This window comes from Candidatus Megaera venefica (assembly GCF_034554655.1).
Taxonomy (GTDB): domain Bacteria; phylum Pseudomonadota; class Alphaproteobacteria; order Rickettsiales; family Rickettsiaceae; genus Megaera_A; species Megaera_A venefica.
In genome coordinates, this window is the sequence record NZ_JARJFB010000264.1 from 1 (window position 1) to 1,068 (window position 1,068).

Sequence of the window (1,068 nt, forward strand, 5' to 3'; positions counted from 1 at the left end):
CTGAAAAACTAAAGCAATAAGCTAATAAAAAGTTAAAAACTAAAGCTATAGAAAAGCAAGTAAGAAAGTTACTTAGAGATATTGAATTAATATTAAAAATTGATTCTTTGGATAATAGCTTTAACTTAAAAATAATGGACCTTAAAAAAGAGATAGAAAATTATTTTTTGTAATAACAGGAGACTATAATTAATCTATGCTAGTACAAAATTTGTGGCAAATTTGGCTAGAGAAAGCTTTTCAGATCCAATAAAGTTTTAACTTACTTTAAAAATATAGATTTTTCTTCTATTTTAAGGGTATTCTCAGGTATAAATTTTTTATTAAGAGAATATTATGACAAAGGTTGCTGTAGTAATTTCTGGGTGCGGATCTTTAGATGGAGCTGAAATTTTTGAAACAGCTTTTACATTACTTGAATTAGATAAAAACAATGCAGATGTTAAAATTTTTGCTCCTAGTAAAAACCAACACTATGTAATAAATCACTTAACCGGAGAAGAAATGCCAGAAGAACGTAATATTCTTGTAGAATCTGCACGTATTGCTCGTGGTAAAATTCAATCCTTAAGCAAATTGTATGTAAAAGATTTTGATGCATTGATACTTCCTGGTGGTTCTGGTGCTGCAATTAACTTATCAGATTTAGCACTTAAAAATGAACATGGTAAGGTAATAAGGGAGTTAAAAGAAATAATTGTACAATTTTATAAATCATCAAAGCCAATTGGTGCAATATGTATTTCGCCTGCTATTTTAGCTCTGGCCTTAAAAGAGCAGGCTAAAATTAAAATTACTCTTGGTGAAGAAAATGAGCTTGTAAATAAAATAGGGGCAAAAGAAGAGACTTGCTATGCTTATGATATTGTTGTAGATGAAGCTAATAAATTAGTTACTACTCCAGCTTTTATGTTAGATGCACCATTAACACAAATACATAAAGGTATTAGCAATTTAGTTGCAAAAATCATTGATATGTGTAAAGCTTAATTAAAGTGTACAAATCAAGACTTAATCTTACAGACACTATAATTTATCCTATCTGATTGTAAGTAGAATTATCACTGT

At 28.6% G+C, this 1,068-nt stretch carries 1 protein-coding gene; it reads left to right on the plus strand.

Annotation, left to right across the window (positions count from 1 at the left end):
- Positions 1-336: 336 nt before the first annotated feature.
- Positions 337-990, plus strand: coding sequence for an isoprenoid biosynthesis glyoxalase ElbB (gene elbB, locus Megvenef_RS09650; protein ID WP_322777695.1), 654 nt, complete (start codon positions 337-339; stop codon positions 988-990).
- The last annotated feature ends 78 nt before the right edge of the window (positions 991-1,068 follow it).